Annotated in this window: 19 protein-coding genes and 2 tRNA genes; 7 read left to right on the top strand and 14 right to left on the bottom strand. The window is 40.1% G+C overall.

Features of this window, described 5'->3' with window-relative positions; all coding sequences use genetic code 11:
• Positions 1 to 372: 372 nt before the first annotated feature.
• Positions 373 to 1,725, bottom strand: a complete 1,353-nt coding sequence (locus B2400_RS09240) for a Gfo/Idh/MocA family protein (RefSeq protein WP_286650470.1) — start codon at positions 1,723 to 1,725, stop codon at positions 373 to 375.
• Between the two features lie 72 nt (positions 1,726 to 1,797).
• Between B2400_RS09240 and B2400_RS09235 the strand changes: the two genes are divergently transcribed.
• The 4 genes from B2400_RS09235 (at position 1,798) to B2400_RS09220 (ending at position 8,319) form a co-directional block, all read left to right on the top strand.
• Positions 1,798 to 2,337, top strand: a complete 540-nt coding sequence (locus B2400_RS09235; RefSeq protein WP_293932861.1) for an RNA polymerase sigma-70 factor — start codon at positions 1,798 to 1,800, stop codon at positions 2,335 to 2,337.
• Between the two features lie 72 nt (positions 2,338 to 2,409).
• Positions 2,410 to 3,432, top strand: coding sequence for a FecR family protein (locus B2400_RS09230; RefSeq protein WP_293932859.1), 1,023 nt, complete (start codon positions 2,410 to 2,412; stop codon positions 3,430 to 3,432).
• A gap of 23 nt (positions 3,433 to 3,455) precedes the next feature.
• Positions 3,456 to 6,806: a SusC/RagA family TonB-linked outer membrane protein gene (locus B2400_RS09225; RefSeq protein ID WP_293932857.1), complete on the top strand. Its 3,351-nt coding sequence runs from the start codon at positions 3,456 to 3,458 to the stop codon at positions 6,804 to 6,806.
• A 13-nt stretch (positions 6,807 to 6,819) separates the two neighbouring features.
• Positions 6,820 to 8,319 carry a SusD/RagB family nutrient-binding outer membrane lipoprotein gene (locus tag B2400_RS09220; RefSeq protein ID WP_293932855.1) on the top strand — a complete coding sequence of 500 codons (1,500 nt, stop codon included), beginning with the start codon at positions 6,820 to 6,822 and terminating at the stop codon, positions 8,317 to 8,319.
• Positions 8,320 to 8,383: 64 nt separating this feature from the next.
• Here the strand turns inward: B2400_RS09220 and B2400_RS09215 are convergent, their stop codons facing one another.
• The gene (locus B2400_RS09215) at positions 8,384 to 10,291 is read right to left on the bottom strand and encodes an FG-GAP-like repeat-containing protein (RefSeq protein ID WP_293932853.1); all 1,908 of its coding nucleotides are present in this window, start codon (positions 10,289 to 10,291) and stop codon (positions 8,384 to 8,386) included.
• Positions 10,292 to 10,498: 207 nt separating this feature from the next.
• Here B2400_RS09215 and B2400_RS09210 point away from each other — a divergent pair, with 207 nt between their 5' ends.
• Entirely contained in the window at positions 10,499 to 10,948 is a 450-nt protein-coding gene (locus tag B2400_RS09210; protein ID WP_149525748.1) for a hypothetical protein, read from the top strand.
• A 578-nt stretch (positions 10,949 to 11,526) separates the two neighbouring features.
• Here B2400_RS09210 and B2400_RS09205 read toward each other — a convergent pair.
• The 11 genes from B2400_RS09205 to B2400_RS09155 all read right to left on the bottom strand — a co-directional run bounded on the left by B2400_RS09205 (position 11,527) and on the right by B2400_RS09155 (position 22,025).
• Complete coding sequence (locus B2400_RS09205) at positions 11,527 to 12,636, bottom strand: TlpA disulfide reductase family protein (protein ID WP_293932850.1); 1,110 nt, start codon at positions 12,634 to 12,636, stop codon at positions 11,527 to 11,529.
• A gap of 261 nt (positions 12,637 to 12,897) precedes the next feature.
• Positions 12,898 to 13,248 (bottom strand): DUF4870 domain-containing protein, encoded by a 351-nt coding sequence (locus B2400_RS09200; RefSeq protein ID WP_286650477.1) that lies wholly within the window; start codon positions 13,246 to 13,248, stop codon positions 12,898 to 12,900.
• Between the two features lie 122 nt (positions 13,249 to 13,370).
• A complete protein-coding gene (locus B2400_RS09195) occupies positions 13,371 to 14,654 on the bottom strand; it encodes a M16 family metallopeptidase (protein ID WP_286650478.1) in 1,284 nt (427 codons plus the stop codon).
• A 1-nt stretch (position 14,655) separates the two neighbouring features.
• Positions 14,656 to 15,900 carry a M16 family metallopeptidase gene (locus B2400_RS09190; RefSeq protein WP_293932847.1) on the bottom strand — a complete coding sequence of 415 codons (1,245 nt, stop codon included), beginning with the start codon at positions 15,898 to 15,900 and terminating at the stop codon, positions 14,656 to 14,658.
• 17 nt (positions 15,901 to 15,917) lie between these two features.
• Positions 15,918 to 16,817, bottom strand: a complete 900-nt coding sequence (gene hemF, locus B2400_RS09185; protein WP_293932845.1) for an oxygen-dependent coproporphyrinogen oxidase — start codon at positions 16,815 to 16,817, stop codon at positions 15,918 to 15,920.
• Positions 16,818 to 17,825 (bottom strand): NAD(P)H-dependent glycerol-3-phosphate dehydrogenase, encoded by a 1,008-nt coding sequence (locus B2400_RS09180; protein ID WP_293932843.1) that lies wholly within the window; start codon positions 17,823 to 17,825, stop codon positions 16,818 to 16,820. It lies immediately after the preceding gene.
• Positions 17,826 to 17,905: 80 nt separating this feature from the next.
• Positions 17,906 to 18,442: a YfiT family bacillithiol transferase gene (locus B2400_RS09175; protein ID WP_293932841.1), complete on the bottom strand. Its 537-nt coding sequence runs from the start codon at positions 18,440 to 18,442 to the stop codon at positions 17,906 to 17,908.
• Positions 18,443 to 18,529: 87 nt separating this feature from the next.
• A complete protein-coding gene (locus B2400_RS09170; protein WP_293932839.1) occupies positions 18,530 to 19,516 on the bottom strand; it encodes a hypothetical protein in 987 nt (328 codons plus the stop codon).
• Between the two features lie 192 nt (positions 19,517 to 19,708).
• Positions 19,709 to 20,113 (bottom strand): hypothetical protein, encoded by a 405-nt coding sequence (locus tag B2400_RS09165; protein ID WP_293932837.1) that lies wholly within the window; start codon positions 20,111 to 20,113, stop codon positions 19,709 to 19,711.
• Positions 20,114 to 20,457: 344 nt separating this feature from the next.
• Positions 20,458 to 21,396 carry an SRPBCC family protein gene (locus B2400_RS09160; protein ID WP_293932835.1) on the bottom strand — a complete coding sequence of 313 codons (939 nt, stop codon included), beginning with the start codon at positions 21,394 to 21,396 and terminating at the stop codon, positions 20,458 to 20,460.
• Between the two features lie 488 nt (positions 21,397 to 21,884).
• Positions 21,885 to 22,025, bottom strand: a complete 141-nt coding sequence (locus B2400_RS09155) for a hypothetical protein (protein ID WP_260040147.1) — start codon at positions 22,023 to 22,025, stop codon at positions 21,885 to 21,887.
• Between the two features lie 354 nt (positions 22,026 to 22,379).
• Here B2400_RS09155 and B2400_RS09150 point away from each other — a divergent pair, with 354 nt between their 5' ends.
• Entirely contained in the window at positions 22,380 to 23,171 is a 792-nt protein-coding gene (locus tag B2400_RS09150; protein WP_293932833.1) for a hypothetical protein, read from the top strand.
• Positions 23,172 to 23,284: 113 nt separating this feature from the next.
• Here B2400_RS09150 and B2400_RS09145 read toward each other — a convergent pair.
• A tRNA-Arg gene (locus B2400_RS09145) sits at positions 23,285 to 23,358 on the bottom strand.
• Positions 23,359 to 23,693: 335 nt separating this feature from the next.
• On the opposite strand from B2400_RS09145, the gene B2400_RS09140 reads away from it, so the two are divergent.
• A tRNA-Ser gene (locus B2400_RS09140) sits at positions 23,694 to 23,778 on the top strand.
• The last annotated feature ends 86 nt before the right edge of the window (positions 23,779 to 23,864 follow it).

The raw sequence follows: 23,864 nt of genomic DNA, 5'->3' as shown, positions 1-23,864 counted from the left end.
TAAATATTAGGGTATATTTTAAATTATTACAATATATTTAGCATTATGTTTGAATTTTCATTAGTACCTAAGTTTTATAGCAATCTACCAGAATTAGTACAGCATCCAACAAAAACCTTATAAATAGCTTCATAAGGTGCATTTTAGACAAATAATACCGAATTCGATTCAAAAATTCGTTACATAGGAAACTATGATATCTATTATGGAAAATATTTATTCCTATTAGGATTTAATATTACAACAAGTTGTACATTTATATTTTAAAAAAGCGCAACTTTTACAGAGAAAATTATAACATCGTGTTGTTCATTAGCAAGAAATTCTCCCACTCCTGTATAAAAACAGCAATTGCGATTAGTTTACAATCGCTTAGCGATATGGATGTGCCCAATTGGGTCTATACGCTCTTTTTAACAGATTTGTTGCCTCCGCATCATCTATGCATACTTTTTGTACTGGATCATATTGAACTGCTCTTCCTAGTTTCATCGAGATGTTAGCGAGGATGCAAGAGGCTGTGGAAATATGCCCCTGCTCTATATCGGCAACCGGTAAGTGATCTTTCTCGATAGCCGACAAGAGATTTTTCATATGTTGTCTGGTCGCCGGCGCCGAGTTCAACTCTATTCGCGGCTCTTTCAAATCTTCTGGAAATGCCTCTTTCTCCAAAACAACATCTTTTGCAATCTTCTCCCCTTTCATCGGTGTAAACTCATATTTCAGGGTGCTCCCCTTCAAAGTCCCCTTATCGCCGTAGAGGATAAATGCCCAAGGAAATTCAGGGTCAGTGGGCCGTCCCCAGGTCCTATGCTGCCAGACACAATTCAGATTATCATATTCGAAAATTGCGGTTTGAGTATCCGCTATATTGGCTTTCCCTTCTTTCTGCACATAGATACCGCCATTGGCATTTATTCGCTTTGGCCAACTTAAACCAAGCATCCAACGGACAGTATCAAACATATGCACACACATGTCGCCGGTTATGCCATTTCCATATTCCATAAACGATCGCCACCAACCGCCATGCGGGAGGTTATCATAAGGCCGTAAGGGTGCAGGTCCCGTCCATAACTCGTAATCGAGAAATTCAGGAACGGGTTTCACTTCGGGATTCGAATTATTCCGCATATGATAATAGCAACACATCTCGACATGCGAGATATTCCCCAATAGCCCCTTATCAACAATTTGCTCCTTTGCCTCTATCATATGTTCTGTACTTCGCCGCTGCGTCCCGATTTGGACCTTTCGATTTAAGCGGCGCGCTGTCGCTAAGATGGCTTCACCTTCTAACACATCAACAGAGATGGGTTTTTGTAAATAAACATGAGCACCGGCTTCCATTGCCGCGATAGCCTGCAGTGCATGCCAATGGTCGGGAGTTCCAATCAGAATCAAGTCGAACTGATGTGCAGAAAGCATCTCTCGATAATCAGAATAAGTTTTAGGTACTTGTTTTGATTTCTGTCGTTCGCTGATTAGCCGCGCTGCCTCTTCCAAATGTTTGCTATCTACATCACATACCGCTAATACTTCGACGTCTCGAACTTGTAAAAGACGGAACAAATCACTCTTTCCATACCATCCCGCACCGATTAGACCGACTTTACTCACCCCTTTGAATGTATTTGCCTTCAACAAGCCGGGTAATGCAGAAAGACTAAACAGGGCAGAACCAGCAACAATGAAATCGCGACGATTGAGAATTAAATTGTTCATAGGAAAAGGTTTACGATTATTCTAATATAATGAAAAATAACTACATTAGGGTACAGTTTACCATGCCTAATTATGTCCAGTACCCAACATTTTGACTCTCGTGAGTTTGAAACTCTATTTCAGCAATGGAATAGAAAGGTATATAATTACGCTTTATCGAAAACCAAATCGACCTATATTGCCGAGGAAACGGTGCAACGGGTATTCATCAAATTATGGCAAAACATAACGCAAAAAAACATCGCTAGCTCTATAGACGCTCAGATATTCACCATCACCCGTAGCATCTTGCTGGACATCGTTAAAGAAGAGTATCGACGAAAGCATGCTATGGAGAGCCTTCCAAAGCCAAGCTATGCCCCGAATAGTTTAGCCCAACTCGAATGGAAAGAAACTGAAGGAAAGGTTGAGCGGCTGATCGATCAACTACCGCCCATGCGGAAGCGTGTATTTAAATTAAGTCGATTTGAGCATCTTAATTACAAGGAGATAGCCGCACGACTTAATATTTCACCTCGCACCGTAGAAAACCATATTGCACTCGCCTTAAAAACCATCCGTAAATCTTTTTCTAACTTTCTCGCGCTACTGTTCTTTTTGAAGTTCCTATAGCGAATAATAAAGTTGAATAAAAATTAACTGACATTAGGGGTACCTGAAGTTTCCGTCGTATTCATTATAGTGATGACACGAGACCAATTTGAAAAATACCTCCAAGGCAAATGTAACAAGGAAGAATCGGCTGCGATTGAATGCTTCTTGGAAGAGAACGATTCCGATCTTGATGAATTCCTTTCCTCCAACGACTGGGATCTGACAAGCGATTTAAGATATGCAGAAGAGGATAAATTGAAAGTCCAAGTTATTTCAAGAATCGATTCTCAGCGCAAATCAAATAAACGCTCACTAGTAATGACTAATGCGGCTATCGCCGCTACTGTGTTGTTAGCTATTGGCATAGTCGTTCATCTCCAAAAAGAAAAGGAGCCTACTCTCCCACTTGCGCAGGAAAAATCTCCGAAAGCTGAATCAACGACAATGCCCGTTGGAAACCTCTTCTATATCAACTCGAGCAATGATGACATGGAAATTTATTGCAGTGACAGCTCCAGAATTTTGCTAGCAAAGGGATCTGAAATACGGTTTGCGGAAGACTTTGCCAGTTTAAAGGAGCGTAAAATAGAACTGAAAGGTAAAGCGACTTTCGAAGTACGAAAAGATAAAAACCGTCCATTTCGAGTTTTCTCCGACAAACTGATCACTACGGCTCTCGGCACCACCTTTATCGTCGATGAAATTTATGGAAAATCGACGCGCGTTCAACTGATCGAAGGTAAAATTGATATAATAGACAGGGATTTAAAAAGTGAAAAGCCCATCCAAAAGCTTTTTGAAAAATCCGGAGAAATCGTCGTTGATCATCTGCAACAGAAAATTGTCTCCGAGGTAAAAACCGTGAACAATGAATATGATCGAGAAGGTTTTTACAAGCAAGAACGCAGGAGACTTATCATTAAAAATATTCCAATAAAAGATTTATTAAACATTTTACAGCATAACTTTAATATTAAATTAAAAACAACATCCTACCTTGCGCCCAATTTCTATTTCAGTGGGACGTTCAAGGATACCCCAGATGCCTATGTAGATATCATCAAAGAAATCAACTATTTGCACAAAACGGACATCGTCGCATTGAAAAACTAAGTACAAACAAATATTAATTGATTATGAGTAATTATTTACACAAGAAAAAAGGAGTGCTGACAGCATTCCTGCTCCACTTTTCTCGGCCTAAGAGCACATGGGCCTTGCACATGGCACTTTGCGGCGCAATGAGCATGAGTGTTCAGGTCGGAATGGCACAAAGCACTGCTAGCGTAAATGGCGTCGTGAGAGATGGCAATGGAAACACGGTAGAAGGCGTGACAGTTATAATTGAAAACAAATCACAGTCGTTTAGACAGACTACCGTGACTAATGCTGCAGGAACGTTTAGCTTCAGTCAGATTCCAGATGGACGGGGCTATAGCTTTACCTTCAATTCCCTAGGCTATAGCTCGAAGACATTAAGCGACTATAACATCAAGGGCAACGACAAAGTATCGCTATCGGTGACATTAGAGTCGAGTGCTGAGAACCTGGAAGAGGTTGTAGTAACGGCTTTGGGTATCAAGCGCGACAAAAAAGCCCTGGGTTATACCGTTGCGGAGCTTAAAGGCGACGAGCTGACCAACGGCAAAGAAGCGAACGTTGCGAATGCCCTATCCGGTAAAGTTGCTGGTGTACAAGTAAGCCGTGCCGCTTCGGGTGCTGGTGGTTCTGCCAAGGTTGTCATCCGCGGGAATAACTCGCTGATCGGGAATAGCCAGCCGCTGTATGTGGTGGATGGTGTTCCGATCGACAATCAGAACCTATCTGCCCCTTCTCAATGGGGAGGAACCGATTATGGCGATGGTATTGGAAATATAAACCCGGATGACATCGAAAGCATGTCGGTATTAAAAGGACCTAACGCTGCGGCACTTTATGGTCAACGCGGTAGTAATGGTGTTATCCTGATTACCACGAAATCAGGAAAAGCCGGTAAAACAAACTTTAACTTCAATTCTGATTACTCGATCGGTACAGGACTGGTATTACCGGATTTTCAAAATGAATATGGGCAGGGTTTGAACGGAACATTTACCCACTTCCGTAAGGACGATGGCACTATCGTGTCGATGGCGGAAGCATTGGCGAACAACTACGCTGGTATTCCTAAAATGTCCGGCGGCCGCGACAGAACAACGCGTGCAAGCTGGGGAGCGCGTATGGAAGGGCAGCAATATGAAGATATGTATGGAAATGTCTTAGCTCTTAATCCCGCAGCAGATACATATAAAAGTTTCTTCCAAACCGAAAAACAATGGGTCAATAATTTAAGTGTGGATGGTGGAAATGAAAAAGTTAACTACCGTTTCTCTTATGCGAATACGAATGTCGACGGATATATCCCTACAAATACGTTAAACCGTAATAACTTCGGTCTTCGCTCGCAAGCAAAGATTACCGATAAGCTACATATTGACGTTAAAGCAAATTACATAATCCAACAAGCAGAGAATCGACCGACGGTTTCAGATGCAGCGGATAACCCTGCATACTTATTCATCAGTCAGCCTAGAAGTTTAAGCAATAGTATCGCTTCCAGCTACAAGTGGACAGCCGATGAGGTAAAAAAACAACTGGGCTTTTCCGGCGTTTTTGAAGGATTGGAAAAAACCTATGCAACGAATAGTTCGACGGCTAACCCCTTCTGGACAATCAATGAAAATCACAATGAAGATCGTCGCGATAGATTGATCGGGATGTTGAGACTATCCTACGATGTTATGCCATGGTTAAAATTATCGGCTACAGGCGGCACGGACTTCTATACAGATCAGCGTTTTAGATATCGTCCGATTAACACCTATCAAAGTTTAAATAGAAAAGGTGACATCCGTGAAGAAGTGATTCGTAGCAGAGAAGATAATTACGACTTCTTAGCAAGCTCTAATTTTGCAGCAAACGATGATATCAATCTAAGTTTCAACTTAGGAGCGAGTCATTTAAGCCGCTATCTCCGTTTAACAGGTAATACGGGAAATCAGTTTATTGTTCCGAACCTTTACGTTATCAACAATACAACGACTAACACGTATCTTTTTGATCTGATTGAGTCACAAATCAACTCCGCTTATATGTCGGGACAATTTGCGTTCCGCGATTATTGGTTTGTAGATTTCTCCGCACGTAACGACTGGTCTTCTACCCTGTCCAAAAAGAACAATTCCTTCTTCTACCCTTCTGTAAGTAGTAGTTTGGTATTAAGTGATGCTTTCAACTGGAAATCTTCGACTATGCCTTATGCTAAAATCAGAGCGTCTTGGGCGCAAGCCGGTAGTTCAGGGAATCCGTATCAGTTGACTGGTGCCTATAGTCTGAATCAGTACACCCATGGCAGTATTCCGATGGCGTCTTATACAGAGATCATTCCTGATCCGGACCTAAAGAATGAGTTGACCACCTCTATTGAGGCCGGTGCGGACTTTAGGTTCCTATCAAGCAGATTGTCGCTATCCTTTACTTACTATGAAGCACGTACGAAAAACCAAATCTTAGATGTTCCTATTTCGCCATCAAGCTTGTATGTTAAGAACAGAATCAATGCAGGTGAAATCTCCAATAAAGGCTTTGAATTTGTCGTATCGGGTACTCCTGTAAAAACGGAAAACTTCGAATGGACCAGTCAATTTAACTTTAACAGAAACCGCAATAAAGTAGAATCGCTTTATCCGGGGGTAGAAACTTTCTTATTAGCAACGGACAGAGGTATTAACGTCGTAGCCGAAGTTGGAAAACCTTTCGGGCAATTGATCGGTACGCAATTCGCATGGATAAAAGATGACGCTGGCAATAGATTGATCGATCCAAATACAGGTTTACCACTTCGCACATCCGGCCGCGTGGAAACGGATTTAGGCAATGCTCAACCGGATTGGATTGGCGGATTTTCCAATAACTTACGTTATAAAGGATTTGCATTACATGCATTGGTGGATATTCGCCAGGGTGGCATTATCTTCTCACAATCTAATCGCGAGCAGTTTATCTATGGTACTTCAAAGAAAACTTTGGAGGGTCGTGATGGAACTTATGTGGCTTCAGGGATGGTGGCTTCTCAGAACGGAAACGGCCAGTGGGTAAGCACCGGAGTAGAAAACAGGAAACAGGTAAATGCACAGGATTACTGGAACATGGTCGCCAGCGATAAGGAAGTCATGGTATCTGAAGAGATGATCAACGATATGAGCTATATCGCGATGCGTGAAATCAGCCTATCCTACAACCTTCCGAAGAGCTTCCTTCCGCATAAGGCAGTGAAGAACTTAAAGCTTGGAGTTTACGGAAGAAACCTATTCTATTTCCAACGAAAAACAGATGGATTCTCACCTGAATCGGCATCGTTTAACGTGCATAACTCATCGATTGGTATTGAGTCCACATCTCTTCCAATGATGCGAAACTTTGGAATTAATTTATCAATGGGCCTGTAAATCAACAAAAACAATGAAAACTCTAAAATATATCACCTATATAAGCATCGGCGCCCTATTGATGACATCGGCGTCATGTACTAAGGATTTCGAAAGAATAAACACCCCTCCGACTTCGGTTACCGAAGTCGACCCCGCACTCCTAATGGCCCGCGTATTACGTGATGGTACTTTTCAAGAATCTGGTGAGCTCCCAAACACTAAATTTGGTTCATGGATCCAACATTGGGCAGGCGGTCCGGTTGTCCCTGTTTCAAGATATTTTGAAGGTCCTGAAAACCTAATCTGGTCGCAGCATTATCAGTTATTTAGAAATATTGCACAAATTCGCGAAGAGCTCAAAGGTCTGGAAAATGATCCCGCAGGGAGAAGTAAACTGGCTATCGCGGAAATTTATGAGGTATTCCTTTTCCAACGTCTAACGGATCTTTTTGGAGATATCCCTTTCTCGGAAATTACAAAGTCGAGCACCGAAATTAACAGAACTCCAAAGTTCGACAAACAAGAGGACATCTATCCGGCTTTAATTCAGAAGTTAAATGCAGCATTGGGCAAATTAACGACAGGCGACGCCAGCTACGGCACTTCTGATTTCTTCTATGCTGGAAACATCGACAAATGGAAGAAATTTGGAAACTCCCTAAAGCTTCGCTTGGGAATGCGCATCCGTTATGCTAACGCGAGCTTAGCACAGCAAACAGTAACGGAAGCGATAGGTTCTAGCTACGGCTTATTAAGCAGCAACGCAGATAACGCCGCTGTTGCAACTTTCAACAATGCACAAGCTGAGAATCAAAATCCTATTTTAAGACAGTTGACAACAGGTAGTGCCGATTTAAGGTACCTCGCTAATACCTTAGTCGATAAATTAAAAGAGTATAACGACCCTCGCCTTCCTTTACTGGCAGAGCCCGTTACGATCAATGGAAACACAACCTATCAAGGGATCGGCGTTGCATTGACAGACAATCAGCTATCACAGTTGATTCGTGCGAACTACTCCACACCGAATAGAGCTACCTATTTCAGTCAAAGCTTCACACCAATTCCTGTATATGCTTTAACTTATTCGGACGTTTGTTTCTATAAAGCAGAAGCCGCTATCCTAGGATGGGGATTGAGCGCGGGGGATGTAGAGAGCAATTTCTTAAACGGAGTGAAAGCGGCGGCAGCATTGCCACCTTATAACCTTTCCACTCTTCCTGCGTCTTACGAGCAGAACGTCCTAGCTTTGACAGGACTATCAAACGATCAAAAGATGGAGAAAATAGCCACTCAAAAATGGATTCATCTATTTGGCCGTAATATGGAGGCATTCTCCGAGTGGCGACGAACAGGATACCCTCGCCTAACGGCTGGTCCAAATCCAGGTTCGACAAACGGACAAATTCCGCGTCGTGCCATCTATTCCAGCGATGAGTCAGAATTGAACAAAGCAAACTATGACGAAGCGGTCGGACGAATGAGCAATGGTGATTCCTTCCTTTCGAAAGTTTGGTGGGATAAACGATAAAACAATAAAGCCACTAGTTTTTGCTAGTGGCTTTTTGTTTATACTATGGAAAGATCTTCCGAAATTATCGAACAGAATAAGTCTTAATAGCTCCGTTATTCTCAGTTGGATTCCAACGAATCTGATCAGCTTTGCCATCTCCATTAATATCCTCGAAATAATAATTCGTAGTCTCTTTCTGCGAGGTTCCGCGCAAAGAATAAACCGGACTTTCAAATGTTGTACTCGTGCCTAAGTAAATGTTCGGCTCTCCTAAGTTGTTTGAAGCATTCCAATAGATCTTATCGGCTTTACCATCGCCGTTCACATCAGCAAAGTAGAATTTAGTACTTTCCAAACCGCTCGTTGCTCCTGCGTTAGAGTGATCAACAGATTTGGTGAACGTTCCGTCGCCATTGGAAAGGAATACCATAGCCTTTCCGCTATCTAAACTTGCTTGCCAACGAACTAAATCATTCTTACCATCCCCATTAATATCAGCAAAGTAATAGTTAGTTCTAGCTGTAGTGCTGCCCACATTGGAAGAGCTTTTCACAGAACCTGAGAAATTACCATCTCCGGTAGCTAAATAAACGCGAATATTTCCACCATCATGCGTAGAATTCCAATAGATCTTATCAGCCATTCCATCGCCATTGACATCGGAAAAGTAAAACTTCGTCGTTGTTCCAGCAGATGTACCTTCTGGATTGTCGATGGCCGTTGCAGAAAAACTGCCGTTGCTAGATGCTAAGTAAACCTGCGTTTTACCTGAAACCAAGCCCTTATTCCAACGAATTAAATCAGCTTTTTTGTCGCCATTCACGTCAGCGAAATAATAGTATGAATCGGCCGATGTAATTGCAGATGCGTCATGAACGATCGCTGTGCTCTGGAATCCGCCGCTACCATTTGCTAAATAAACCGAAACCTTGCCCCCATTAGCACCTGCATTCCAACTGATTTTATCTTTTTTTCCATCGCCATTGACGTCAGCAAAATAGTATTGATTTTTAGCATCGGTCGACGCTGGAGAAGCATCTTGCTTAGCCGCTCCAAAAATTGCTGGAATATATCGCGCGAACACTGGAAAATGGTCTGATGGCCACATTGTTTTGCCGTCCACGGTATATTTGTCTTTAACGATCTTGTAACTGCGGAAAGCTAAATCGCGCGTACTCATGACGTAGTCAATCTTCTTTGTTCCTATTCCTGTCCAGTTATGGAAGGTTGGATCTCCTTGCGATTCCATTAGCGCATCGACCATATTGAAGCCATCCGCGTTTTTGATCGTATTTATCTCGGTTGTGCCTGGGATAGCGTTAAAATCACCCAAACAGATAACAGGACGGCCACCGTGGTTTGCTTTAATACAATCTAATAAAATCTGAGCAAACTCTTTACGATATTCACCAGCATCAGCAGTGTGATACCAATGCGAGTTGATAACAAAGTATTCATTATTATTTTTCACATCCTTTAGAATTACCCACTTCGCGCTAGAGATAACAGTTCCTGCTACGAATTCCTTAATCAAATGGCCGGCATTAACTAAGGTAAATCTCGATTTCTTATAGAATATGGATTTTGGCGATCCGTTTGCAGCTCCCGTTTTATAAACCGCGTAACCCGCTTGATCCATTGCAGAGTTTACATACTCCTCCACATCGTTGTTCGCCAATTCCTGTACCCCTAGGATGTCCACCTCGTTATCATTCATTAGAGTTGTCAGTTTGCTCATCCGCTGTAGCTGCGTAAAAGGATCTGAGTTTGTTGGATTCCTTAGGTTAAAAGACATTACAGTAAATGACTCTTCTAACACTAAAGGATTTGGATTAATCACATTAGGCTCTTCAGGAGTCGTTGGTGTCTCTACCTCTTTCTTAGGTTGGACTGTGTTTTTTTCACATCCCATGGTACACAACAACAACGCTGTCGCCATAACTTTCCATAATCCGTTAGTTCCAAAGGTTTTAAATGGTGATTTTAGCATAATATAGTTTTATTTTCTTATTGGCTTGAAAAACATTATTTAAGCTTATTAAAGTTTATAAAACTAAATTATGAATATAATTGAATAGAAAAAACACTTTTGTAATATATTTCAACTCTTTATAAAAAATCTACTGCTGATACGATAAAACATTTTCCAAAAACTCACGTTTAAAAACTATCAACTTGATTTAAAAAATTGGCGAACATGACCTTAGAAGAACGTATAGATAATTTAGACAGACAATTTGGATTTATTGCTAATCCGGAAGACTTTGATTTTAATCTTTCTCCAGGAAGAATAGCATATAGAAATGAAGCGTTAAGAACGAAAAATAGAGATTTATACACTGCTTACTTAGCCGACCACTTTCCAAACGAAATGGCAGCGGAACTTAAGCGTTTTGATGAGATCCTTCCTAAACTTCGTCGGGTAACTAAAGAAGAGGCGGAAGATATCTTTCGCGAGAGAGGCATCAATCTGTTACAAGCGGATTTTAGTGCCAAAGATGAGGATTCAATCTTTAAGATGTTAAAAGTTGCTGACGAGGACTTAAATTGGCATTTAGAGGGCAGTGACACCGACCTATTGAATAACAAAGCTAGACCGAGCACCGTATTGAACAATCTTGAGCATTTATGGCTATTAATCGACTAATTTTAACGATAAAACAAATAGTCTTTCTATATTAATTCAATATTATCTACGAATTATAATAATAACAATAAATTATTGCTTAATTAAACATTTTGTACTACTTTTACTTTGTATTCAATCGATTGCTGCAAGATTTGAAGACTTCCCCTACAACTAATGAGTAACGCGCTGTTACGGGTATCTAAGAAAGAGCTGATAAAGCATCTTTGAAGATGCCTGTACATATTTTAATTAATGCAGATGATCACGATATCTATTATTTCCGTTGTAATTTTAGTTCTATACGTACTATTCAAAACAAAAATTATATGCTTTCATGTATGGACAAGCCGCATCGATAGCAAAGGCAAAACCGTTCGCTACTGTTCTAAATGTGGTCGAAAGGGTAAAAACGCACCACTCATACCATAAACTTCATTCTTCAATTTAATTATTATTCGCCTTTGATGAAGGCGAATGAATCATTGTATTGAATGTGTTTCATTTCAAAAATGGATATAGGAAACCCTGCAGAAGCTAATGCCCTCCGCAAATATGGTGAGGATGGTATTCAGATTTCTATTTTTCCGAATGATAATCTAGTTCAATAATTTTGAAAGTGTGATTTGTAAAGAATCTCCACGGAGGTTTTTCTCTACAATTGTTCCTTTATCATCAATCAACACATTTTGTGGAATTGCAATGATGCCATAATCAACTGCAGCGGCGCACTGTAATCCTTTCAAGTCCGAAACATGTATCCACGGTAGATCATCATCTTTAATAGCCTTCAACCAATCTGCTTTCCTACTATCCAATGAAACTGCGTAGATCTCGAAACCCTTATCCTTAAATTCAGCATATGCTTTCTTAAGGTTTGGATGCTCTGCTCGACAAGGCCCACACCAAGACGACCAAAACTCCAGTAACACATACTTCCCTTTAACTTCAGAAAGCTTCATCAAATTGCCGGTACTATCTGCAAGATTGACTTCGATCATAGGCTTTCCAACCCTCGTTTTTTTCGCAATCTCCAATCTATTGGACATTTCGCGACCTTCTTCTGAATCCTTTGCCTTTTGACCAAGGGCCGCTAAAAATGGAGAAAATTGTTTTACGTCAATAATGTAAGAACGCGCTTTTACCACGTCAAACGCCACTATGGACTCAGGATTGCGCTTCACAAAATCCAATTCGGCTAAATTAATCGCCGAACTCAGCTTTGCAACTGTAGCTAAATAGTCTTTCATTAATACACTATCTTTATTCGCCAGAACAGACCGATAGGTAGAAAAGACTGAATCCAATTCTTTGCGAAGACCGCCGATTTGTCCTTTTAATTGGACTGCCAAAGCGTGTTCAGTACCGGCAGTCACCTGCGCTTCCCGAATATCCTCATCGATTTCAATCAAGGCGTTTCCCGGCTCCAAGTAAAACTCTAAGTAGACATAGCGCTGAGCCTTATCATCGGAGATGAATTGTAGCGTGGCTTTCTGTACACTGGACACTTGGCCTTTGATCGTAAAATTACCATCAACAATATTGGCCGTGTCACTCAAATAATTTCCGTCATCCCCAGGATAGCCCAAACAAATTTTCGAGCGCCCCTCCGAGTGTTTTATTTTTCCTTTGACTATAAATTCTGCGGCGAACGCCGGTAGACACATAGCACACGCGATTGCTATAGAAAAAAACTTTAAATAATTCATATTCGTCGATTGCTTTAGGCTATAAAAACTCAACCCCTTAATAGTTATTCTAATATAAAGACAATACAACTACCATAAAACCAAAAATATGTTAAATATCATTTAAATTTTTATAACCCAAACATACATCCTTCCTCCAATTCCATTTCTTTAAACTTCATTTGCCGCCAAAGCATCGTTGCGAATGCAAAGAAAAGAAAAAGCTCTCTAATCAATTAGAGAGCTAATAACAACAATATAAAGAGTATAAAATTAGTCGTATTAAATTCCTTTGAACCAATCCTGAAACATAGGTCCAACAACTGGTATAGGATTAGTCTTCCCACTAAAAGCACCTAGAAGTCCGATGATCCACAGCACGAAAAGTATGGCAAAAACTACATAGATGATCATCGCACCTACCGATGGAATAAAGTTCAATAATCCGCTAAGAATCCCGATCACAAAGAGTCCCAAATTTTGACGTATATGAAATTTTACGAAAGGGTCTTGCTTGTCTTTATTCATGATAAAGGCTACTAAAAGCCCAATCCAAGTAATGTAAGCAATAATAGCAATAGTTTTGTTGTCTTGTAAGCCTGCTGTGTTAACTTTTAAATCATTCTTCTCCATGATTAGCGATATTTTAATTTTGTAAATTTTGCACCTTATCGATACGATCAAGTATCTTACGGTATAACAAAGCTACAGTTAATCATAGGGATATTTTATCCCTGAAATCAGGGTTTTTTAACTTATTCAAACTCCTTCCCTACCACAATCTTTAACATATCCTCATATCGCAGGTATTGTGCCGCTATGTCTCGCACTTCTTCTGCGCTTATTTGCTGAATGACGTCTGTGTAATAATGATAGTAATCCAAAGTCAAGCCCGAGAAATAAACAGATTTAAACTTATCTACATGGGAGAATACCGACTCCAGGCTGCCCAACATACTCCCGAGCATGTAGTTTCTGACAAGCTCCATCTCCTGCTCAGGAACCAGCTCTTGCTGCAAACGATCCATTTCTTTCTCTATCTCTGTCAGAGTATTCGCGGTGTATTCTACGCCTACTTCAGTGGCAATCGTGAAAAAACCCGCATGATTTAAATTCGCCACCGCGGATCCGATACTATAAGTATAACCTTTCTCTTCTCGGATATTGCTCATCAAGCGAGAACCGAAGTAGCCGCCCAATAAGGTATTCGTAAATTGCAATGCCGGATAATCCGGATGAGAACGTTGAATGCTGCGCTTTCCAAGGCGTATAGCAGACTGTAAAGCGGATGGCTTATCAATGAAACTATAAACCGGCAAAATAGGCTCTAATACAGGAAATCCATGTTCCTGAACCATTTCGCGATTTGTCCATTGTTGCTCGAAATACAATTTAAAATGAGCCAACACATCAGCCGTAATGTTACCTGACAAGAACAAAGTAGCATTGCTAGGCTGAATCTGCTTTTTATAAAGTGCGATAACCTGTTCGCGATCGAGGGCACCGAGCGACTCTTTCGTTAGGGATATCCCATAGCGTGTGTTTGGAAATAATTCATGGTAGAAACGTCTTCGAGCTAAGAAATCCGACTTTTCCATCGATATCTGCAGATTCTGCTTATTATTTCGGATATAGGTATTCAGTTCCTTTTCCGGAAAAATAGCGTCCGTCAAGACCTCGTGCACAATAGGTAGGATCGCATCAACATGCTTCCGAAGGGTATACAGAGTTAGAGCATTGTGATCAAAACTGTATTCAGGAACCAGATAGGCGCCGTAATAATCAATTTCTTCAGCGATGCGGGCGCTAGACAATTTTGAAGTCCCCTCTTTCAACAGATTACCCAATGCCACATTGGCAACAGGATTCTCATTGCCTTCAAATACATTTCGGAATACAAATTCCGCTTTGATCAGCTCTTGTTCAGGAGCAGGAAATACGAATACCTTCAGTCCGTTCGCAAAGTCGTATTGCTCTGGCTGCTGAAGGGTAATCTCATCGATGGCATGCAATGCCGGTGCAAGTTCTCTATTGATCATATTATGCCGACTTTTGTGCATGGTAAAATAATACAGATGAATTCTCTGCCCTAAATATCTCCTTTGCTACGCGCTGTATATCCGCTGCATCAACAGCAATATACTTCGCTATTTCTTTATTATAATTGTTGGCATCACCCAATAGCTCGTAAAATGCCAAGTTCATAGCCTTATCTAAAATGGATAATTCAGCAAACACCAAAGTTGACTCAATCTTGTTCTTTACTTTGTTTAGCTCATGATCCGTAACCAACTCATTTTTAAGCCTATTCAACTCTTCCCATATCGCACGCTCTGCTTCCTCCAGGCTTACCCCTTCGGATGGCTTTCCTTCCAACATCAACAGGTTCGAATCGATACTGCCAAGAATATAGCAATTGATTTCTGAGAACAAATGTCTCTCTTTAACCAAACTTCGATACAAACGCGACGAGCTACCTCTCGACAGAATATCGGTGATTAAATCAGCCGTTTGGTAATCCTTATGCAGTCTGTCGACCGTGTGAAACGCCATATAAAGACTGTCCACAGGCACTTCGGCAAAGACCTCTTCCTTGCGCGCGGCGAGCTGTAATGGCTCAGCAGGCAACTTACGTATAGGTTTCTGACCTCCCGGTATATCCCCAAACCATTTTTCAGCAAGTAACTTCACCTCCTCAGTCTTCACATCTCCAGTAACTACCATAATTGCATTACTTGGCAAGTAATATTTACTAAAGAAACTCTTTACGTCGGCAAGTGTAGCCTCTTCAATATGTTTGATTTCCTTCCCAATGGTCGCCCAACGATATGGATGTTCCTTATAAGCCATCGGACGCAGCTTCAACCAAACATCCCCATAAGGCTGATTTAGATAGCGTTGCTTGAATTCTTCAATCACCACCGATCGTTGCACTTCCAGACCTTGCTCGTTGAATGCCAGGCTCAGCATACGATCGCTTTCCAACCAAAAAGCAGTTTCTAGGTTAGAAGCCGGCAGCGTGATATAGTAGTTGGTGATATCATTTGAAGTAAAGGCATTGTTCTCGCCTCCCACTCGCTGTAAAGCCTGATCGAAACTAGGAATATGTACTGATCCGCTAAACATCAAATGCTCAAATAAATGTGCAAAGCCCGTTTTATCGGGCTGTTCGTCTCTAGCGCCCACGTCATATAAAATATTAACGCACGCCATTGGACTATGTGGGTCTTCATGTACGAGTACACGCAACCCATTTTTTAAAATGAATCTTTCAAAAGATACCATGAAATCTGCTTTAAGTATTATTTTACCCAGGAAATGTCTTTCTTCAATAGAGAAAGTGTTTTTTCCTCCAAGGAACCAGCCTCAGTTTTGAAATTATAAAACCAGTTGGCTTGCTCCGGCAAACTCATTAAGATGGACTCGATCCGTCCATTCGTTTCTAAACCAAACTTCGTACCCGCATCATAAACCAGATTGAACTCTACGTAACGACCGCGACGCAGTAACTGCCAGTTCTTTTCACGATCTGTATATTCCTGATGGCGATGTCTATTGACGATTTCAGTGTAGACGTTCGGAAATAAGCGCCCCAAATCACATGAAAAAGCAAATATATCTTCCTCAGAAATTCCTGCTTTCTCCGAAGTCAGCTTATCATAAAAGATACCGCCCACTCCCCTCGTTTCTTCACGATGCTTGATATAGAAATAATTGTCAGCCCAAGTTTTAAACTCCGGATAAAAATTTGGACTGTATTTATCGCATACGGATTTTAATTGCTCATGAAAATATTGCGCATCTTCTTCGACAACATAGTGTGGTGTCAAATCGATACCTCCGCCGAACCAACGAATTTGATCATTGAGCTCAAAGTAGCGGATATTCATATGGATGATAGGAACCCATGGATTATTCGGATGGATAACAATAGAAACGCCTGTCGCAAAAAACTGATCTTCTTCGACCCCAAAGGCCTTCTTGATCTGTGCAGGCAATTCGCCATGTACTGCGGAGAAATTGACTCCTCCTTTTTCCAAAATATCACCATGTTGGATCACACGCGTGCGACCGCCGCCGCCGCCATCACGTTCCCAATTCTCTTCTACAAAAACCGAAACCCCGTCCAACTTTTCTAAAGCCTGCGTAATCTCGTGCTGTATTTCTTTATATTTTTCAGCAATCTGCTCTTTTGTAATCATCTATGATAATTTATCTGCTAACTCTCTAACGGCTAAAATTGCTGACTTATTCTTATATAAGATATCGTACACCGTATTACAAATAGGCATTTGCAAATGGTGTCTGTTGATAATATCCTGAATGCAATCTGAAGCAAAATACCCTTCGGCAACCATATTCATTTCCAGTTGCGCAGACTTGACACTATAGCCCTTGCCGATCATCGTCCCGAAGGTCCGGTTACGGCTAAATTGTGAATAGGCTGTCACCAAAAGGTCGCCTAGATAGCCCGAATTATTGATCTCACGATCTTGCGGCTCTATCGCATCTACAAAATACTCCATCTCGCGGATAGCGTTGGAAATCAATACCGCCTGGAAATTATCGCCATATCCCAACCCATGGCAAATACCACCCGCTAAGGCGTAAATATTCTTTAAGACTGCACCATATTCTACACCAGTAGCGTCATTCGAAATAACGGTCTTGATATAATGCGTTTGAAAATACTGCGCAACAAATGCCGCATTTGCTGTATTCTTCGATGCAAAGGTTAAATAAGAAAGTTTCTCTAATGAAACCTCCTCCGCATGGCAAGGCCCACCGACGACAATAATATCGTCTGCCGAAACCGAATAACGATATACAAGATATTCGCCTACAATCTCTTTTAAAGAAGGAATGATTCCTTTAATTGCCGATACAATGATCTTACCCTGCATATCTTCTACCGTAACATCGGCCAAAGCATCTTCCAGATATGCTGCAGGTGTGTTTAGGATGATGATATCAGATTCTTGAATCACTTTTTTGGCGTCGATAAATAATCTGCTTTCAGGTAGCTTAATTTCAACTGCGCTTAAATAGGAAGGATTATGTTGATAGGATTTTATATAATTGATGTCTTCTTGCTTGCGGACCCACCAGTTTACTTGCTTATCTTTAGGGTTGTCCGTTAGCATCTTGATCATGGCGGTCGCCCAACTTCCACTACCAATTACACCAATATTCGTCTTTTGTTCACTCATTTCCTATAAATAAACAACAAAGATAGGCAATATATGCCTTTAGCACTAATGAAAAGCAAAATGCTCAGCGTCGGAAGCATCTAGTATTTGCCCGACTTCGCGTTAATGATGTGTGCAAGATGATGATTACAGTGCCATGCATAAATCCCAATATTCGTGCGGAGATCGATCAATTCACCTGTCTCCGGATGCTTGAAACATCGATTAAGATCTTCATTGCTCAAGCTTGCCAAAAGATGCGACCAGCGTTCGTGAATGCCATCCATTATCTTTAATGAGCTTTCGACAGGAAAATCCTTAGAATCTGCCAAAGCTGCCCATCGATCTTCCTGATAGGTTTTAATTGTGGGGGTGTCTTCAGTTAAAGCCAGTTTAAATCGAACAAAACTATTGATATGGCTATCTGCACAATGATTGATCAATTGAGTAATCGTCCAGCCATTTGGTCTATCGGTTTTATTAAAATCCTTTTTCGAGAGTGTAGCGATTTCATTACGTAATCGTTCCGGAAACTTTCGAATGCTTTCGATCCAAAGTGTTAGGGTTTGTTGATCAATTTGTGTCGGCCGAATAAATTTCCCGATGGGGTAACGAAGTTTGTCGATTTCTAAACTCATGAGAACGAAAAAAAATGCGCAATAGATTAATTCCTAATGAGCATTTCAATTTATTAATTATTCGTGGAAAATAAGAATGGAAATCGCCTAAAGCTTCATTCTATAAATCAATCCAAAAGAATATAAATTCTCAAACTTAGACTCCATCTTACTCTTATCTCTATAAAAAGTCGGTCTATACTGAAACGAGGCACTAATTCCCTTTGTTAATTCGTAGGATATCGGAAACCACAGACCAAAAGACTGGATATTCCTCCAATGCTGTTCAAATATACCCGGCTCGATACTCTTTGCCATCTTCGTCACATCCTCTTTCGGGAGAGGTCTCGTAGAGGCTAGCAGATTAAGCGTTTGCGGCTCCATTGGGTCCGGAAGACGAACCGTATAACCTTTACGATTGAAAACATAAGCTAAGCCATAGCCTAGATTAAACTTTTGAATTCTATGGTTATTGGACAGCGTCAGTTGATAGCTGAATTCCTTATTTGTTTTTTGTTCGAAAACAATAAACGGAGGCGGCAGCGGATAATTGGATAGTAAAAAAGAATGGGCCGAGAAATTAAGGTAAGTATTATTTCGGTAGAAGTGATTGATGCCTAGGCCGACACCAAAAAATCCTTCTTGCAATTCTCGGTATCCGTAGGGATCCTCGCGATGAAATAAATTCACGAACGGCATGTCCACTTGAAATTCCCATCTACCCTTCGGCAGTTTTTTTTCAAAGGTATAATATCCTTTGTTCGTATTGCTGGAATCTAAATAAATATGCGATGGATAGGTGAAGGGCTTAGGATTCGTAAAATCCACCAACATGCCAACCCCAAACTTCAAGGGGATATTGCTCCAAAAAGCAAAGGAATGCTTTTTATTGACAGCGTATGTGCGCATGCTCGTGTCCTGCAAGACCGAAAACTGCATCGTATCTTTTTTACGCTTAACCTCAAATGAAGCAATATTATCGACCGTTTTTACTGAACCTTCATTATAATAAACGGTAGCAGCCTGGGTGGTATGAACCTGAACTTTTTTGTAAGGACCGTTGAAAATACTTGCACAGGAAGTAGATAAGAGCACTATTAGTGCTGAAAGGAAAAACATCCGCATATAAAAAAGCAAAGATGTTAAATGAAACAAACTAAAACCATCGACCCTTGTTAAAAATAATTTCCTGAAAATAGAAAAATAATATCAACAATCGATTATGGAAATATTATTTCTTCAATAAATAACTTCAAAATTGCTATTCACATTAATCGACAGGAACGGCTATTTCGCTAATCGTGCACCCAGAAAAGCCATCGGAAGGTAAGCAAGTGTTAAATCAACAATGCTAAACCACAGAGGCGATGGAACCATAAAGATCATCGAAATACCGCCAAAAAGGAAGAAAAAACCAATAATCATCGCATAAAGCAATTTTGGTCCTGCACAGATCTTAGCAGCGACAAAAGCTCCAAACAATGTTCCTAGGGCATGCGCCAAAAATGGCATTAAAAAATGTTTAGGCTCGAACAAATGTAAACCAGCCTTTAATCCTTCCGCCGTCATCACATCCACCCCTTCTGGTGGAGCGATTACGGAAGAACTTATCTGAATAATTCCCCCATTAACCAAGCTACCCGCGACCAAACCAAGCACAATGGCTAGAATATTCCTTAAAACTGGATGCATAAATTTCATGTATTAGGTGTGTCAGGTAAAAATAAGGAAATCCTAGTATACAAAGACAAAAGCTTCCAAAAAGACAGCTGCGATAACTGACATCCTAACCAAACCCAATGTGCAACCCTATCAAACCCGCTCCGAAAGGGCTTTGATAGGGTTATGCATTGGGTCTGAAAGGGCTTTGAAAGGGAAGTATGCCGAGCAAGTTTGGATAAAGAGCTCACGGATCCCCAATTGAAACTTAAAAAAATGGAACATTGTGCCGCGAGATAGATTAAGACAGCGTAAATAAGAAATGCGGATATTACACCGCATTCAGATAAAATTCAGAGTGATAACGCAAATAGCTATTACAGCTTAAATTTTCTCTCTAAATCAAGTTGAAGGTTAGTCAATACATATTCATGTTCTTGCTCTACGCCCAATCGTTCCATCGGTTCCCAGTAAAAGCGTGGCGAAAGAATCGATGTATAGGTAGTAACGCGGGTCATTTTACATTTTCCCCCTTCGACTGCTTCGAAGTAATAGATTGCTTCCCTGAATCCCAACCAATTTCGTCCGACAAGCGTATAATCAATAACATCCATTTTCAAAAGCTTACCTGGCTCATAAGCGGTTACACGCTCGGTTATCGTTCCGCCCCCAAAGTCAGCGTTACTTAAACGTCCTCCTTTAAAATAGCATATTCGCTTTGCTCCAACTTCTTCTTTTTCCAGTATACATTTGATAGGAATCGGAAGATCCAGCTTTAACAAAAAGGGCTTCGGCGCATCTAGGGTATCGACCGATTTGATGGCTTCGAAAACTTGCTCTGGTGTATAGTCGTATATTCGACTGGAGCTGACCTCAATAATCTCTTCTTTGTTGACTTTGAAAAAATGCTCGACCGGTGCTGCAACTAGAAAGGGAATTAAAGGAACTAAAAGTACAGATAGTTTATTCGTATCCTTTATTTGGCTATATCGCTTAATTAATCGCATAATCACATAGCCTAATGCAATAAGCGGAGCGACAAGTGCCATAGCCATCACGATACAAATAACTCCAGACAAGCCGGGGATATAAATTAAAATCAACAACAAAATAGTCGTGACAATAGCACTAATCAAGGCGTATTTCCTAAATTTCATGGAGCCTATCGCAATTCCCAATACGATGGGAAGCAATACAAACAGAACATAGCTATAATCTGTTAGTCCAAGGAAAAGAAAGACGATTCCAGTTCCAATAAAGATGCTCGTCAGTAAAGCAGATAATCTGAAACTCTTGTCTTGCAAGATTTTTTTCATCGAAATGGGTTAATAATTAAATGGATTTTGAAGCTTAAATGGATCATTACAGTTTAAGCATCACAATAGACTTAAAAGTAGCAATTTGTTTTCATTACAGTTAGATTTTTTTTAATCCTGCTAATCTTTCTTTTAAGAAAAGAAATAGAGTATATTTAGTAATAATGTAATTCCAATTACTATGAGGCAATTTTAAGCTCTATAAAAAGAACTTAGATGAAACCAATGCAGTCCTTTTAAAATGGGATAAGGAAGCTAAAGAATCTGGCGTCCAGCAGGAATTTATTCTTCCCTCTATTAAAGATGAAGACCTAAAATATTTGGATAGTTTATAACGTGCCGAAACTATTCTGGAAAGCGTTGAGATTCGGGGATTCCAGAGTAGAAGTAATACCACGCATAATATAAAGCAATGATAAGTAGGATTACGATGGTTAACCAAATAATCGTAGACCTTAATCTTGTGTTTGTTTTCATGGCATTTTGGTTTATCCAATTAAACTAATACCCTCCTCTACCTCCTCTACAGTCGCCCAAAAGAGATTATAAACGATATATACAAGTACAATCCCTAAAACGATGATGATGATCCATATCAGCGTGCCGATAAAATTTTTGTCCTCCATCATAAAAGTTGAACAGTTAGTTTTTTTTTTGAAAAAATGTTTTTACTCAGGAGAATCCATGAGCAGAAATATTAGCATGATTATTCGCCCCAGGATATAAATAAGGAATGGATAGAGGAAAAACCACCTGAAATACCAGTATTGCCGCTTTCTGAATTTTGGAATCTTCATAATTAAAGAACAACTGCCATATAGAATCGTTGATTATGTTTCGCCTAACAAATTTATCTTTACCTAATATTTAGATGAGCCAACCCTCGCATGTTCTTAAGAAATATAACCACTCCTTAAAACTAAATTATTTTTCTATTAATATTAACATATTAATTTAGACAAAAACTTAAACCTCTCAATATCATGAATGTCAACCTTATACCCTATTATTCCAAATCCCTGTTGATTTGTGTGATCCTTGTTTCTATAATACTGACGCTAACGTCCTTATTTTATTCGTTCAATCCCAATGGTTTTCAACTATTGGGAATCTTCTTGCACATCCTCATGTTAGGCATGGCCCTATTAACCGCATTTAAACTGGTTGGCTTCACCATTGTCCACAAAAGGAAGGATAGAGATTGGAAATATCAGTTGGAACTTGAACGAACCATGGATATAGTTAATAATATTCGCCCCTTAGATTTAGTCGAGACGAAAGTTGATCTCAATGACTACCGTCGCTATCTTGTGTTTGCAAAAACTAAGGAAGACTTTCTCACCAATTTATCCGATCTCAACAAACTAATTTCCTGCTACTCGGATAGACTTTGGATCTTTATCGAGTTTCTAGATCAAAGACCGATCGATCAATCACAAAAAGCCCATCTATTTCAATACGTCAATAAAACCTTGTATCCAAGTGTTCGTGAAGTTGTCCAAATATTAGTTGAATTCCGAAAATCGAATGACAGCAAAGAGTTACTGCATTTATACGAAAAGTATCTGTTAGAAATCTATAATACTCACCTTCTACAGAATTCAACAAGCTTTTCGAATTGGAATGAAAAGATAAAACAGGCATTCCTAGAAGGCGTAAGTAGCGAGGACATGAAGAACTTTGAAATTTCATTAAGTGTGTTGGATGTTCAGTTAGAATGGATTCAACAAGCCGATAGAGGCGCGTTTTTTTATAATGTGAATACAGTTGCTTGAGGTTTAACTCGGATTATTAATGGACATCAAAAATTCCGAAGGATTAAAGAACTATTAATATGCGCTTTAATAAAAAAAGCCTTTCAATGATTTGAAAGGCTTTAAATAAGAAGTACGCCAATTAGGGTTCGAACCTAAGACCTACGGTTTAGAAAACCGTTGCTCTATCCAGCTGAGCTATTGGCGCTTTTATTTTGTGAAGCAAAAGTAGCTATTTGAGGGTAAAAAGCAAAATTTTTCACATAAATTTTATACAAGAGGTAATAAGTGATTGCTTTCCAACAACATAATTTACGATCCATGCCCCAAATGTTCAAAAAATGCCTTTAAGACTCCTTCAGTGCAATTATTATTAAAAATGATCTTTCAAAGTATATTATAGAATTGATGAGATTAAGGTTAAAATATTTTTTTAACAATAACCGCTTAAATATCAGTGTTATTAGCACTCTAAGGGCATTTTTGAGGATATTATTTTCACTTTTTATTTGGAGAACAGATCAGAATTTGTACTTTTGTCGCGGAGAGTTGGCAGAGTGGTCGAATGCGGCGGTCTTGAAAACCGTTAACTGTCACAGGTTCGGGGGTTCGAATCCCTCACTCTCCGCACAAAAAGCTTCAATCGAAAGATTGGAGCTTTTTTGCTATGTTAGGATTTGCCCACAACCATTTTTTCGGATCAAGCTGAATTCT

This window comes from Sphingobacterium sp. UBA6645, assembly GCF_002455685.1.
GTDB lineage: Bacteria > Bacteroidota > Bacteroidia > Sphingobacteriales > Sphingobacteriaceae > Sphingobacterium > Sphingobacterium hotanense.
The sequence above is the reverse complement of the archived record's forward strand: the minus strand, read 5'-3'. Positions and strand labels throughout refer to the sequence as shown.